Origin of the sequence: Kushneria avicenniae (assembly GCF_900112585.1) — a bacterium.
Classification (GTDB): Bacteria; Pseudomonadota; Gammaproteobacteria; order Pseudomonadales; family Halomonadaceae; genus Kushneria; species Kushneria avicenniae.
Map to the genome: position 1 here is coordinate 136,427 of NZ_FOLY01000003.1, position 14,117 is coordinate 150,543.

12 protein-coding genes are annotated in these 14,117 nt (G+C 60.9%); 6 read left to right on the top strand and 6 right to left on the bottom strand.

The features are described from left to right. Nucleotides 1–8 precede the first annotated feature (8 nt). Nucleotides 9–1,790: a D-lactate dehydrogenase gene (dld, locus tag BM079_RS07055; protein ID WP_245742862.1), complete on the bottom strand. Its 1,782-nt coding sequence runs from the start codon at nucleotides 1,788–1,790 to the stop codon at nucleotides 9–11. 323 nt (nucleotides 1,791–2,113) lie between these two features. On the opposite strand from dld, the gene BM079_RS07060 reads away from it, so the two are divergent. The 4 genes from BM079_RS07060 to BM079_RS07075 are packed head-to-tail and all read left to right on the top strand — an operon-like array spanning nucleotide 2,114 to nucleotide 5,689. Then, on the top strand, nucleotides 2,114–3,049 hold the full coding sequence (locus tag BM079_RS07060) for a metal ABC transporter substrate-binding protein (protein WP_090132314.1): 936 nt from the start codon (nucleotides 2,114–2,116) through the stop codon (nucleotides 3,047–3,049). Further along, the gene (locus BM079_RS07065; RefSeq protein ID WP_090132316.1) at nucleotides 3,046–3,966 is read left to right on the top strand and encodes a manganese/iron ABC transporter ATP-binding protein; all 921 of its coding nucleotides are present in this window, start codon (nucleotides 3,046–3,048) and stop codon (nucleotides 3,964–3,966) included. Before BM079_RS07060 ends, BM079_RS07065 begins: the two co-directional genes overlap by 4 nt. Beyond that, entirely contained in the window at nucleotides 3,963–4,838 is an 876-nt protein-coding gene (locus tag BM079_RS07070; protein ID WP_090132318.1) for a metal ABC transporter permease, read from the top strand. Before BM079_RS07065 ends, BM079_RS07070 begins: the two co-directional genes overlap by 4 nt. Then, nucleotides 4,835–5,689 (top strand): metal ABC transporter permease, encoded by an 855-nt coding sequence (locus tag BM079_RS07075; RefSeq protein ID WP_090132320.1) that lies wholly within the window; start codon nucleotides 4,835–4,837, stop codon nucleotides 5,687–5,689. The genes BM079_RS07070 and BM079_RS07075 overlap by 4 nt, the downstream gene beginning before the upstream one ends. Before the next feature lie 24 nt (nucleotides 5,690–5,713). On the opposite strand, the gene BM079_RS07080 is transcribed toward BM079_RS07075, so the two are convergent. Further along, nucleotides 5,714–6,829, bottom strand: a complete 1,116-nt coding sequence (locus tag BM079_RS07080; protein WP_090132322.1) for a metallophosphoesterase — start codon at nucleotides 6,827–6,829, stop codon at nucleotides 5,714–5,716. A 508-nt stretch (nucleotides 6,830–7,337) separates the two neighbouring features. Further along, nucleotides 7,338–7,880: an accessory factor UbiK family protein gene (locus BM079_RS16990; RefSeq protein ID WP_090132326.1), complete on the bottom strand. Its 543-nt coding sequence runs from the start codon at nucleotides 7,878–7,880 to the stop codon at nucleotides 7,338–7,340. Between the two features lie 461 nt (nucleotides 7,881–8,341). Here BM079_RS16990 and BM079_RS07090 point away from each other — a divergent pair, with 461 nt between their 5' ends. Continuing rightward, nucleotides 8,342–9,589 (top strand): ammonium transporter, encoded by a 1,248-nt coding sequence (locus BM079_RS07090; protein ID WP_090132328.1) that lies wholly within the window; start codon nucleotides 8,342–8,344, stop codon nucleotides 9,587–9,589. Between the two features lie 204 nt (nucleotides 9,590–9,793). Beyond that, nucleotides 9,794–10,132 (top strand): P-II family nitrogen regulator, encoded by a 339-nt coding sequence (glnK, locus tag BM079_RS07095; protein ID WP_086621444.1) that lies wholly within the window; start codon nucleotides 9,794–9,796, stop codon nucleotides 10,130–10,132. A gap of 68 nt (nucleotides 10,133–10,200) precedes the next feature. Here the strand turns inward: glnK and BM079_RS07100 are convergent, their stop codons facing one another. The 3 genes from BM079_RS07100 to BM079_RS07110 form a co-directional block, all read right to left on the bottom strand. Beyond that, nucleotides 10,201–10,803, bottom strand: coding sequence for an FMN-dependent NADH-azoreductase (locus BM079_RS07100; RefSeq protein WP_090132331.1), 603 nt, complete (start codon nucleotides 10,801–10,803; stop codon nucleotides 10,201–10,203). Between the two features lie 195 nt (nucleotides 10,804–10,998). Then, nucleotides 10,999–11,778, bottom strand: coding sequence for a ferredoxin--NADP reductase (locus BM079_RS07105; RefSeq protein WP_245742863.1), 780 nt, complete (start codon nucleotides 11,776–11,778; stop codon nucleotides 10,999–11,001). Between the two features lie 187 nt (nucleotides 11,779–11,965). Continuing rightward, nucleotides 11,966–14,014 (bottom strand): methyl-accepting chemotaxis protein, encoded by a 2,049-nt coding sequence (locus tag BM079_RS07110; protein ID WP_090132335.1) that lies wholly within the window; start codon nucleotides 14,012–14,014, stop codon nucleotides 11,966–11,968. Between the last annotated feature and the right edge of the window lie 103 nt (nucleotides 14,015–14,117).

The following is a 14,117-nucleotide window of genomic DNA, read 5'->3' on the forward strand; positions in this document are numbered from 1 at the left end:
AGCGACGCTCAGGGCGACGAGCTGGTCTCTGTTGTCTCATGTTCGCCCCAGTGACGCTGCTTGCTGGTCTGACCGATACCGGGGTTAAAGCAGTTGCACGGATCAAGCTGCTGATAGAACGCTCGCAGGGCTGGTTTGGCGTGATAGAGATGCCCCACGTTGTGCTCGGCCGGATACTCGGCGCCGCGGGCGTCCAGCAGTGCCCACATGCGATGCTCGAGCGCCAGGCAGTCGGTACCTTTTCTGACGATGTAGTCCTGATGCATCACGTGACAGAAAAAGTGGCCGTAGTAGAGCTTGTGGATCATCGGGGCGTCGACGTCATCGGGCAGGACTTCGAGCCAGTCGCGCTCGTTGCGCTTCAACGCCACATCGAGTGCGACGATGTCCTCGACCTCATTATCGTGAATGATGCGATAGCGCCCGGCAGCACCGGCCGCGGCAAAACGGTGCAGAAAGGCCTTTTTGCCCTCCTCATCACTGCATTCGAAATAGTCCCCCGCCCGCGAGGCGAAGTGCGCATCAAGCAGTGCACGGGTGCGCTCGATATTCTCTTCACCGACCTTGAGCAGTAGATGGTGCTCAAAGCGGTCACGGTAGTCATTCATGCGCGCGGGCAGGTGATCGGGGAACAGCCGGCCAAGCTTTTGCATGACACGGTCGGTGACATGGTCCGGCAGAAAGGGCAGCCGATTGCAGACATCATCAATGCGGTTCTTGCGATCCCATAGCGCCGGCAGCCGATGCGTGCCCAGCCTCAAAATGGTGAGAAAGGTGTCCTTGCCGTAGCGTTTGGCGATGTCATAGGCATCGCGATGCATGTACTCCCCGGCAATCGGCAGCGTGTCGAAATCGGAGAGAATCCGGCGGCGCAGCTCGGTCAGCTCTACGGGGTCGTTGGTGCCGATGTAGAACACCTTCGGATTTTTCTCCTGCTCGAAGGTGTCCAGCCGCAGGGCGAACACCATCAGTCGACCGGCCGAGCCAGAGGCTTCATGCAGGCGGCGCGGGTCGGCATTGAAGCGTGCAGGCGTGTCGGCCTCGATATCACGCACATGCTGGTGGTAGTCCGGGTCAGAGGCAACCGCCTCGCCCTGGTCGATATCGGTATCCTGATAGTCACCGCGCTGCAGCCGCTCGAGAATGGTGTCGGGATCGTCACCGAGCCGTACGCCCAGGTGGTTGACCAGTTCAAGTTCGCCGGCCTCGTTCATGCGCGCATAGAGCGACATTTCGGTATAGGCCGGGCCGCGCTTGATCAGCGAGCCACCGGAATTGTTGCACACGCCGCCAAATACCGAGGCACCGATACACGACGAGCCGATCACCGAGTGCGGCTCGCGCCCCATCGGGGCCAGCGTCTTTTCAAGCTGATCCAGCGTGGCGCCGGGCAGACAGATCACCTGACGGCCCTCGTCAATGGGCTGAATGATGTTCATGCGCAGCGTGCTGACAATCACGATCTCGCGGTCGTAGTCGTCACCATCCGGCGTGGAGCCACCGGTCAAACCGGTATTGGCCGCCTGGGTGATCACGATTCGATCGGTTTCCATGCAGGCCTTCAGTACCTGCCACTGCTCGACCAGTGTGCCCGGGCGCACCACGGCCAGCACGCGGCCGCTGCCAAAGCGGAAACCGGTGCGATAGCGCCGGGTACTGACCTCATCGCTGAGCACGAAATCCTGCCCCGCAATCGATTCCAGCGCCGTGATGAACCGTTCGCGCTCGGCGGTATCGGCGGGCTGTCCTTTCAGCATGGATGGATCAAGGGTCTGGCGATCGGTCGTCATTGAAGTCTCCGCAACATCGCCGCGAAACGGCCATTGGCCACCTCACGGGTCTGAACCATCGGTATCTTTCCAGCAGGTCGGCACTACATAAGGACATCATTGTGAAACCGATATTACGTCATTGCCAGTGGCAAATGCCTGACGATGACGCTGGCTCAGCGGGACAGGGACGCCTTCAAGGGCCTGCAAAAAACCGGTACCAGCGTCGCTGAGGCGGATCTGAAGGGCTGGCTTCACATCCAATTATCCCGATGTTATAAAAAGAACCCTTGGGAACATATTTAAACCATGGTTAAAAAAAGCAGGAAAAGGGGGAATATCTCATGATCAAGTCAAGCGTCTGGCGTAGCGCCCTTGTTGCGATCGCCGGGGCTGTTGCCGGCACAATGATGCTGGCAACACCCGCAATGGCCGAGGAAAAATTCAAGGCCGTCACGACCTTTACAGTCATCGCCGACATGGCGCAGAACGTCGCTGGCGATGCGGCGACGGTCGAGTCGATCACAAGGCCGGGCGCCGAGATCCATGACTACTCGCCAACGCCGGGTGACATCATGCGCGCCCAGGGCGCTGATCTGATTATCTGGAACGGGCTCAATCTGGAGCGATGGTTCGAGAGATTTTTCCAGCATCTGAATGACGTCCCCAGCGTCGTCGCCTCCGATGGCGTTGATCCGATCAGCATTACGGATGGCCCCTACGATGGCAAACCCAACCCGCATGCATGGATGTCGCCCTCAAGCGCGCTGATTTACGTCGATAATATTCGCGATGCCTTCATCGAATACGATCCGGACAACGCAGATACCTATCGCGCCAATGCTGCCGCTTATAAAGAGAAAATCGAGGCGGCCATCGCCCCGATCCGTGAGAGCCTGTCGCAAATCCCCGAAGATCGACGCTGGCTGGTCTCAAGCGAAGGCGCTTTCTCTTATCTGGCACGCGACTTTGGTCTGCAGGAACTCTATCTCTGGCCGATCAATGCTGATCAGCAAGGCACACCGCAGCAGGTGCGCCACGTGGTCGATGAGGTCCGCGAACACGACATCCCGGCGGTCTTCAGCGAGAGCACCATCTCTGCCAAACCAGCACAGCAGGTCGCCCGTGAGACAGGCGCCCACTACGGCGGCGTACTTTATGTCGACTCGTTGAGCGCCGCTGATGGCCCTGTACCGACGTATATCGACCTGCTACAAGTGACTTCAGGAACCATCGCTGACGGACTGACCGAGGGATTGACAGGAGAACAAGCGCAATGAGCGCAGCCGACTCTCAAGCATGCTCCAACGTTGTACCCACCGCCGCCCGGAACCCGGGCGGCGGTATTGCCGTCGAAAGCGCCACAGTGACCTATCGCAACGGCCATACCGCGCTGCGCGACGCCAGTTTCGAGACGCCGGCCGGCACCATCACCGCGCTGGTGGGCGTCAATGGCTCGGGCAAGTCGACGCTATTCAAGGCAATCATGGGGTTTGTCCGACTCGCCAAAGGCGAGATCAGAGTGCTCGAGATGTCGGTCAATGCCGCACTGAAGCGTAACCTCATCGCCTATGTGCCGCAGTCCGAGGAGGTCGACTGGCAGTTTCCGGTGCTGGTCGAGGACGTGGTGATGATGGGACGTTATGGCCACATGGGCATGCTCAGAATCCCGAAGCAAGCCGATCGAGAAGCGGTCGAGACAGCGCTGGCACGGGTCAACATGAGCGAGTTCAGAAAGCGCCAGATCGGCGAACTCTCGGGCGGCCAGCGCAAGCGTGTCTTTCTGGCGCGGGCGCTTGCTCAGGATAGCCGCGTGATCCTGCTCGACGAGCCGTTCACGGGCGTCGACGTCAAGACCGAAGATCAGATCATCCAGCTCTTGCGCGAGCTTCGTGAAGAGGGGCGCGTGATGCTGGTCTCCACCCACAATCTCGGCTCGGTACCGGAGTTCTGTGACCGCACGGTTCTGATCAAGGGTACCGTGCTCGCTTATGGACCGACCGAGGAGACCTTTACCCAGAAGAATCTGGAGCAGACCTTCGGCGGCGTTCTGCGTCACTTCATGCTCGAACATGATGCCGATGACAATAGGACGCGCAATCCGGTCGGCGTGTTTACCGACGACGAACGCGCGCTGGTACTGCAAAACGGCATCGCCGCGAAATGTCGAAGCAGGCCAGGGGATAGTCGGAAATGATCGTTCTGCTTGAGCCGTTCACCTATGGCTATATGCGCAATGCCATGTGGGTATCAGCGCTCGTTGGCTGCGTGTGCGCCTTTCTCTCCTGCTATCTGATGCTCAAGGGCTGGTCGCTGATCGGCGATGCGCTCTCGCATTCGATTGTGCCGGGCGTCGCCGGCGCCTACATGATCGGCCTGCCTTTCTCGCTGGGCGCCTTTTTTGCCGGCGGACTCGCCTCGGCTGCGATGCTCTTTCTCAATCAGCGCAGCAAACTGAAAGAGGATGTCATCATCGGCCTGATTTTCACCAGCTTCTTCGGGCTCGGGCTTTTCATGGTATCGCTGTCACCGGCATCGGTAAGCATCCAGTCCATCGTGCTGGGCAACGTGCTGGCCATCACGCCGAGCGATACGCTACAGCTCGCGCTCATTGGCACTGTGTCGCTGGCGGTCCTGCTGGTGAAATGGAAGGATCTACTGGTGGTCTTTTTCGACGAAAATCATGCCCGCTCGATCGGACTCAATCCGGGCGCGCTGAAAATCGTCTTCTTCACCCTGCTCTCGGCCTCGACCGTCGCCGCCCTTCAGACCGTCGGTGCCTTTCTGGTGATCTGCATGGTCGTGACCCCCGGCGCGACCGCCTATCTGCTCTCCGATCGTTTTGCGAGAGTGCTGATCATCGCCGTGGTCATCGGCACCCTGACCAGTTTCTTCGGTGCCTACATCAGCTATTTTCTTGATGGCGCCACCGGCGGCATCATCGTGGTGCTGCAGACACTGATTTTTTTGATCACCTTCCTGTTCGCCCCCAAACACGGCATGCTGGCAGCGCGCCGGAAGGCCTCACGGGCACTTGGCGCGCCGGCTGAACAGGAGGTGACGTCATGAGCCTCGGTCAGTGGCTGATCGCCCCTTTCCAGTTCGATTTCATGGTCAACGCCATGATCATCGCCGTACTGGTCGCCATTCCCATGGCGCTGCTTTCCTGCTTTCTGGTGCTCAAGGGCTGGGCGCTGATGGGAGATGCCATTTCGCATGCCGTCTTTCCTGGCGTCGTCATCTCCTACATCGCAGGCATTCCCCTTGCCATCGGCGCTTTCGCCGCTGGCATGTTCTGCGCTGTGGCGACCGGATTTCTCAAGGAGAACAGTCGCATCAAGCAGGACACGGTGATGGGGATCGTCTACTCGGGCATGTTCGGGCTGGGGCTGGTGCTCTACATCGAGATCCAGTCCAATGTGCATCTCGATCACATCCTGTTCGGCAATATTCTCGGCGTGGGCACACGGGATATTCTGGAGTCCGCCCTGATCGCACTGGTGACAGCAAGCGTGATCGGCCTCAAGTGGAAGGACTTTCTGCTCCACGCCTTTGACCCGACCCAGGCGCGTGCGGTCGGCCTGCGTACCGGCTGGCTGCATTATGGCCTGCTCTGTCTGATTTCGCTGACCATTGTCGGCGCACTCAAGGCCGCCGGAATCATCCTCGCCATCGCCCTTCTGATCGCCCCCGGTGCCGTCGCCTTTCTGCTGACACGGCGCTTTAGTGTCATGCTCGTCGTCGCGGTGGCAATGTCTGCCGTGATTGCCTTTCTCGGTGTCTATGCGTCATTTTTCATCGATAGCGCCTCCGCTCCGACCATCGTATTGCTCTACACCCTCGTGTTCATCGTCGCCTTCGTATACAACACGCGCCGCACGGCCCGACACGAGGCCGGCCATGAATCCTCCGCTTCGTGAGGCCGGTACCTGACCGCCTGCCGGTCAGGGGCTCTTCAGCGTAATGCGGGTCAGTTCCGAGGGTCGACCCAGGCGCAGGGCAAAGCCCATCCAAAGCGCTGTGCCGTTGCTGACGTACAGTGTCATGTCATCCACGCCGTAGCGCCCTGACACGAAGCCATTGTTGGCGCGCGCCACGATCCGGTCCATCCCGACAATCATGCCACCATGCGTGTGGCCCGAGAGCTGCAGAGCCACGCCTTCACGGGCGGCTTCCCGGGCGTTTTTGGGCTGGTGATCCATCAGGATGATCGGCACGTCATCGGGTACGCCTGCAACGGCTGCCGCCACGTCCGGGCCGGGCAATCCGCGGCTGACCCCGGCCGGGTCGGTAACGCCGGCAATGGCCAGAAGCGCGCCGTCGCGCTCGATGAGCGCATGCGAGTTGGATAGGCGCTGCATGCCCAGCGATGCGTAGCGCTGCATCCAGGGCTCGTAGCCGAAATAGTATTCGTGGTTGCCCGGGATAACGAACACGCCATCGGCGGCGCGAAGACCAGCCAGCGGTGCAACGTCGTCGCGGCGGTTCTCCAGCGTGCCGTCCATCAGATCCCCCGTGATCAGGATGGCATCCTTGTCCAGCGCGTTGGTGCGCTCGACCACCGCTCGCGTCCAGTCCTCGGGAAACAGGCCACTGATGTGGAGATCGGTGAGCTGCACGATTCGATAGCCCTCGAACTGCGGTGCCAGTCCCGGGATGGCCACTTCGATATCCTTGACCGGCGGCACGCGAGCGGCCTGCTGCACGCCCCATATTCCCAGCCCCAGTGCCAGAAGTCCGATCACGTAGCGGGCCGCGAGCGGTGCGGCCATGCGCTGCTGTTTGACCAGCATGGTGAGGATCATGATCAGATCCAGCAAAAGCTGAAAGACCGCCAGCAGGACCAGTGCCCCGAACAGGGCATTCATCACCATCGACAGCGGGCGCGGGATGTCAGGCGAGAAAATCGACCCGGTGAGCCAACGGCTGATCAGGTGCTGTTTGGCCACGATCAAAAGCGCCAGCGCGAGGACAAGCTTGATCCAGAACGGGGCCGTCAGCGGCAGGAGATAGCGAAGTACGACAACGCCCCAGGGCAGGGCGGCCACCAGATGAAACATGGGACATGGCTCTTTTGGTTGGAGTAAGTGGAATCGAACAGACTCTGCAAAGGATAGCGGACGAACGAACCCTGCATGATCCAGCACGCTCATGACACTGTCCTGACTCGATAAGGCTGTCATAAGCAGCCGCATCAAGGCTTGAATCCAGAACGACCGTGCCCCGCACGAAGGCGGGGCGACCGAGGATCACCAGAGGCGAGACGCTTACGCACGCCTGGTGGTCACTCGCTGATAAAAGGCGACGCGGGCTGCCACTCCTGAGGCGTACGCACCCCGTCACACGAGGCCCTTGCGGGACACCGCAGCCACTGTCGGCACGCACCATAACGATGCCCGAACTGCTTTTGTGGGTCTTAAGATGTGCCGTATGGGAGGGGTTTTACTTCATTCGCGGGCGAAACGTCGAGCCCCGGCGGCCATACCGCACCTTCAGGGTCTGCAGCGGAGAACATAAAAAAGCACCGCCCGGAGGCGATGCTGGCCGATCAGGGATGATCAGAGCGCTTTAGTCTGCGGTGCCCTGCCCGCTTTGATCATCGGCGCCGGAGGCGCGCTTGCCGCTGCCGCGGGTGGTTTTGGCACTCGATTTCGCGGCAGTGCTCGAGGCGGTCTTGTCGGAGGCGGTCGCGCTGCCCGTCCTGGCACTGCTGGTGTCGGTGGCAGTGCTGGCGGCATCGACCGGGGCGGCCGGCGCGTCATGCTCGCCGGCCAGGCGCTCGGCTTCGGCGGTGGTGCTGGCACCGCCGGGAGCGGCCGCGGCACTCATCTCGGAGGGCGTGGCACCGCCTGCCGACTTGCCATCACGCTCGTCGAGCGCGGCTTCCAGACGGGTAACCTGTCTTTCAAGATCTTCCACGCGCGAACGGGTGCGCTGAAGCACTTCCATCATGACGTCAAAGTCTTCGCGCGAGACCAGCTCCATGCGATCAAAGGCGCTGCGCATGGCGCTTTGCACCGTGCGCTGGATTTCCTCGGGCCCGCGGGAGACGTCCTGCAGACGCTCGCCGACCTGCTGTGCCAGTCGTCCAAAAATATCGTGCTTTGCCATGTCTGCCCTTCCTCTGATTGTCCGGGTTCCCTGAAAGAGAGGGTCGGCCACACCGCCTCCAGGACGTTTGCCGACAGTACCTGCCTACAGGATACGCAACATGACGGCGGAACGCCTAAAAACCGCTACGCACCAAAAGAGGGCACAAACGAGCCGGCGATCTCTCCTTTTAGTGCATCAACGCGCCTGCCATGCGCGATCATGGTGCCTTTGCGCACCTCTTTAGCCCTCGAGCAGCCAATAAGACACTGTTTTAGAAGCACTCTCATGACACTGGCACACTGTCTGCCCGGTAAAGAACAGGCGTCGGTCATCCTGATTCAGGAGAGACACCATCCGCCCCCGGTACGGCTTCCGGGTCGTGAGGGGACGCTGTCATGACATGGCCTGATGTCATTCGACCTCGTACCGGCGCGCGTGCACTGACGCCGTCCAGACTCCGGCTGCAAGGATATAATCAAATGAACGAACTTGTAGAAGTGCAATACGCACTGGATACCTTTTACTTTCTGATCTGCGGTGCGCTGGTGCTGTGGATGGCCGCCGGCTTCTCGATGCTGGAAGCCGGTCTGGTACGGGCCAAGAACACCACCGAAATCCTGACCAAGAACATGGCGCTGTTTGCGATTGCCTGCACCATGTACATGCTGATCGGCTATCACATCGTCTATCTGGGTGACGGCAGCAGCATCCTGCCCGATTTCGGCTTTCTGATCGGCGCCGAACATGGCGTGGACGATGTCCTCGGCAGCGGTGGCGATACCTATTACGCCGCCCGCTCGGACTTCTTCTTTCAGGTGGTGTTCGTGGCCACGGCCATGTCGATCGTCTCCGGCGCCGTGGCCGAGCGCATGAAACTCTGGTCCTTTCTGCTGTTTTCAGTGTTCATGACCGGTCTGATCTATCCGGTTCAGGCCTACTGGTCCTGGGGCGGCGGCTTCCTCAATGAGGCCGGCTTCAGCGATTACGCAGGCTCCGGCATCGTGCACCTGTGCGGTGCAGCCGCAGCGTTTGCCGGCGTACTGGTGCTGGGCCCCCGCAAGGGCAAGTACGGCAAGAACGGCGCCGTCAACGCCATCCCCGGTGCCAACATGCCGCTGGCAACGCTGGGCACCTTTATCCTGTGGCTGGGCTGGCTGGGCTTCAACGGCGGCTCGGAGCTCAAGCTTTCCGATATCAGCAGCGCCAACGCCGTGGCTCAGGTCTTTGCCAACACCAATGCCGCCGCCAGCGGTGGCGTGATCGCTGCGCTGATTCTGGCCCGGCTGTGGTTTCGCAAGGCCGATCTCACCATGGGTCTCAACGGCGCGCTGGCAGGTCTTGTGGCCATCACCGCCGGCCCGTCGGCCCCGAGTATTCTGGCCGCCACACTGATTGGCGCCGTCGGTGGGCTGCTGGTGGTCTTTGCCATCGTCGCGCTGGACAAGCTGCGCATCGATGATCCGGTCGGCGCTATCTCGGTGCACGGTGTTGTCGGCATCTGGGGCCTTCTGGCCGTGCCGCTGACCGATGGGGAGGCCGGCTTTGGCGCTCAGCTGCTGGGCATGGCCGTCATCTTTATCTGGACCTTCGGGGCAAGCCTTGCCGTCTGGCTGGTCATCAAGGCCATCATGGGGGTTCGCGTCAGCGAAGAGGAAGAGTATGAAGGCGTGGATGTCGCTGAATGCGGTCTGGAAGCCTATCCTGAATTCACCGGCGGCAAGCGCTAGACGCTGTACGGCTCGGGCACTCATGTGGGTGCCCGCTGTCATGGGCTGGCGCATGAAAGCCGCCACCACCATGGTCACGCGGCAGCAGGATCGGGCACCCGGGTGCAATCATGCTTTTTCAAACCGGCAACCGGCACTGTATGCTTGAGCGACAGGGGCGCCGGCCCTGCCCAATTCAAAGACGATCAGGTGAGGACACGAAAGATGAAACTGGTATCTGCCATCATCAAACCCTTCAAGCTTGACGACGTGCGTGAGTCCCTCTCGGAGGTCGGCGTACAAGGGATTACCGTCACGGAGGTCAAGGGCTTTGGTCGTCAGAAAGGCCATACCGAGCTGTATCGCGGCGCGGAGTACGTGGTCGACTTCCTGCCCAAGGTCAAGATCGAGGTGGCCGTGGACGATGCCATGGTCGATCAGATCATCGAGGCCATCACCTCGGTCGCCAATACCGGCAAGATCGGTGACGGCAAGATCTTTGTGGCGCCCCTTGAACAGGTCATCCGTATTCGTACCGGAGAAACCGGGCAGGACGCCGTCTGACACTCCGGGCACGGACATGAAAAAACCCGCCGATCGGCGGGTTTTTTTATATTGTCGCGATGTGGCGCTTACAGCGACAGCGCGTCGATCCCGGCACGCGCAGAGGCGCGGGCGCTACCAACTGCCTCCTCCCCCATGGCCAGCCCCTCGGCATAGACGAACTCGATATCGGTCATGCCAAGGAAACCGAGGAAGGTCCGCAAATAGGGCGTGATCAGATCATGATCCGTATCGCGATGCAGCCCACCGCGTGTGGTCAATACGATCACGCGCTTGCCGGTGATGAAGCCCTCTGCCCCTTGTTCGGTATACCGGAAGGTCACCCCGGCGCGCGCCACAAAGTCACACCAGGTCTTGAGCTGGGTCGAGATATTGAAGTTATACATTGGCGCCGTGATCACGATGGTATCGTGGGCCTTGAGCTCCTCGACCAGCGTATCGGAGAGCGCCAGAGCGTCCTGCTGGGCCGGCGTCGGCTCGGCCACGCTACCGCGCAGCGCCGCCATCAGCTCGGCATCCAGTACTTCAACGGGGGTGTCAGCCAGATTGCGAACGGTGACGCTGCCGGCGCCGTGACGGCTTTCGAAGCGGTCCTGGAGATAATCCGCCAACTGGCTGGATTGAGAATATTCACCGAGGATGCTGGATTTAAGAATCAGTGCTTTTGACATGAACCTGTCCTGTAAAGGTGGTGCCGGTGGGCGAATGACGTGACTTTACAGGCTCATTGAATCGATTGTTAAGCGCAATTATTGGCGCTTTTGATTCGATTTTATCGAATAACCCTGAAGGCCTTTCGGACCACCGTCAGGCCATAAAAAAGCGCCGGACATGATGCCGGCGCCTTGCAGAACAACCAACCCGCCCTACTTTTCAACGAAGGCGCGTTCGATCACGTAATCTCCTGGCTCACCCATGCGCGCCGAAATGGTAAAGCCCAGTTCGTCCAGCACCTGGCTGCTCTCCTCGAGCATGGCCGGACTGCCGCAGATCATGGCGCGGTCGTGCTCGGGGTCCATCTGCGGCAGGCCGATATCGGCGGCCAGCCTGCCGGAGCGGATGTGATCGGTCAGGCGTCCCATGGTGTGGAAATCTTCCCGCGTGACGGTCGGGTAGTAGATCAATTTCTCGCTGACCTCCTCGCCCAGAAACTCGTGATTGGGCAGGTCACGGGTAATGAATTCCTGATAGGCCAGCTCGCTGACCGTGCGCACGCCGTGAATCAGAATCACCTTGTCAAAACGCTCGTAGGCCTCCGGGTCCTGGATCAGGCTCAGGAAAGGCGCCAGCCCCGTGCCGGTGGAGAGCATGTAAAGGTGGCGGCCTTCCTTCAGGTCATCCAGCACCAGCGTGCCGGTCGGCTTGCGGCTGACCAGCAGCGAATCACCCACCTGCAGATGCTGAAGCCTCGAGGTCAGCGGGCCGTCCTGTACCTTGATCGAGAAGAACTCCAGATGCTCCTCCCAGTTGGGACTGGCGATCGAATAGGCACGCGTCAGCGGCTTGCCGTCGACCTCGAGTCCGATCATCACGAACTGGCCGTTCTTGAAGCGCAGGCTGTCCTCGCGGGTGGTGCGAAAGCTGAACAGCGAGTCGTTCCAGTGATGAACGCTCAGGACTTCGGTGGTGGCAAACTTGCTGGACACGTTGGAGAACTCCCTGACAATGGGTCGCATTTGCAATGGATCAGTGGGCCTATTCTAGACATTGCACCCGCGGGCGTCACTGCACGCGCGCGCCTTCAAATGTGGCAATGACCCCGCATTCATGAAAAAGGGCCACACAAACGTGTGGCCCTGGTTCGATGCCTTCCGGACTCAATGCCTGACGAACTCAATGACTCAGGCGGAACGCACCCACCGTGGTCGCCAGCCGCTGCGCCTGCTGACTCAGTGATTCGGCTGCCGCCGCCGACTGTTCAACCAGCGCGGCGTTCTGCTGGGTCATGTCATCAAGCTGGGTAATCGCCTGATTGACCTGGCCGATACCGGTGGACTGCTCGCCGGTGGCGCGGCTGAGTTCGTCAATCACCGTGCTGACCCGGCTGACCCGTTCGACAATCTCGCCCATCGCGTGGCTGGCAGCGTCGACCAGCTCGGCACCGCTGGTGGTCTCCCGGCTCGAGGTGGTAATCAGCGTCTTGATGTCGGTCGCTGCCTGAGCGCTGCGGTTGGCCAGATTGCGTACTTCCTGAGCCACCACCGCAAAGCCGCGACCCTGCTCGCCGGCACGCGCCGCTTCGACCGAGGCATTCAGCGCCAGCAGGTTGGTCTGAAAGGCGATGCCGTCGATCACGTCGACGATCGATTCGATCTTGCCGGACGTCTCGCGAATACGCGCCATGGTGGCGACCACGCCCTGCATCTGCTCGCCGCCACCGCGGGCCATACCGGCTGCCTCATGGGCCAGACCGTTGGCTTCCTTCGTGGAGGTTGCCGAGTGCTCGACGGTGCTGGTCAGCTCCTCCATGGCGGCTGCCGACTCTTCCAGATTGGCCGCCGTGGTCTCGGTACGGCGCGACAGGTCGTGACCACCGGCCGAGATCTCGGCCGCTGCCAGCTGTACCGAATGGCTGGAGTCACGGATATCGATCAGCACCGTCTCCATACGATCCACGAACTGATTGAAGGCCGAGGCCAGCTGCGCCGGCTCATCGCGCCCTTCAACCGGCAAACGCTGGGTCAGGTCGCCATCGCCGTTGGCGATCTGGCGCATCCGCTCGGCCAGATTTTTCAGCGGGCGGGCGATACGACGTCCGACCAGCCAGATGGCACCAAGGCCCAGCGCGCTGACCAGCAGCCCGACCAGCGCCATGGTCATCAGGGCATTACGCTGCTGATCGGCAAGCTCTTCCTGCAGGGCGTTGAAGTCAGCGTAGACAGCGCTTTTGGGCACGCGCAGCAGCAGTTGCCAGCGTGTAGCGTCACCGATATCTACCGGCAGCTGCAGACTCAGATCATCACCGGCAGTGGTCATGATTGATTGATCGCCGCCATTGACCAGCTGTTGGGCAGTGTCGGCGCTGAAAAATCCGGAGGCCGGCCTGCCGGGGCTCTGGGCATCACCCGAGTAGCCCACGATGGTGCCGGCATCCGACACCAGTGCGATGCTGCCCACGCCCTTGTAAAGCCCCTGGTTGGCCGCCACCAGCACGCCCTGAATGAAGTCCAGCGACAGATCGACCCCGGCGCTGCCACGGAAGGTGCCATTGACCATGATCGGCACGTTGAACGAAGTCACCAGCATGGTGGTGCCGTTGTAATCATAGGGATGCGGGTCCGTGACGCAGGCCCGCCCGGTCTCGCGCGTGCACAGATAGTATTCGCCCTCGCGAATACCGCTCTCCATCACTCTGGTACTTTCCATTCCGCTGCCCAGTCCCAGCACCTCGATGCTGCCATTGGCGGTGCGATACCACCAGGGCATGAAGCGGCCATCCTCACCGTAACCCAGTGCCGTCTGACCGAGGTAGTCAGCATCGTTGTCAAAGGCGTTGGGTTCCCAGCCAATGAAGGCGTCGAGCAGGTCGGGATTATCGATGACGCGCTGACGCACGATTCGGGACATGGCCTGTCGGTCGATCGGCAACAGCGCCTCGCCGGTGGCGGGTTGCGCCATCATGGCATTGGTCTGCGCCAGCTCCCGGGCCGTCTGCAACGCCCCGTCAAGACGCGCGCTGATGTCGCTGGCCTGGGCTTCGCCCAGCGCCTGCAGGCGTGCCTGGATGGCATCGCTGAGCTGGGCCTCGGTACGACTGGCCGTCTGCTGCTGAGTGCGAGTCATGGCCATCAGCGAATACAGCACCAGCACGACTACCACCGCCAGCAGGCAGGCGCCGGCCGTGACGGTGACGAAGTTACGAATGGATCTGAACTGCAACATGATGGCTCACCATGGCTTTCAAGGACTGATGACAATCTCGGGTTGTACAGGCTCGCCAGGTGATGGAAGAGTTCTACTGGTCGTGCCTGCAAGGGTTATAACG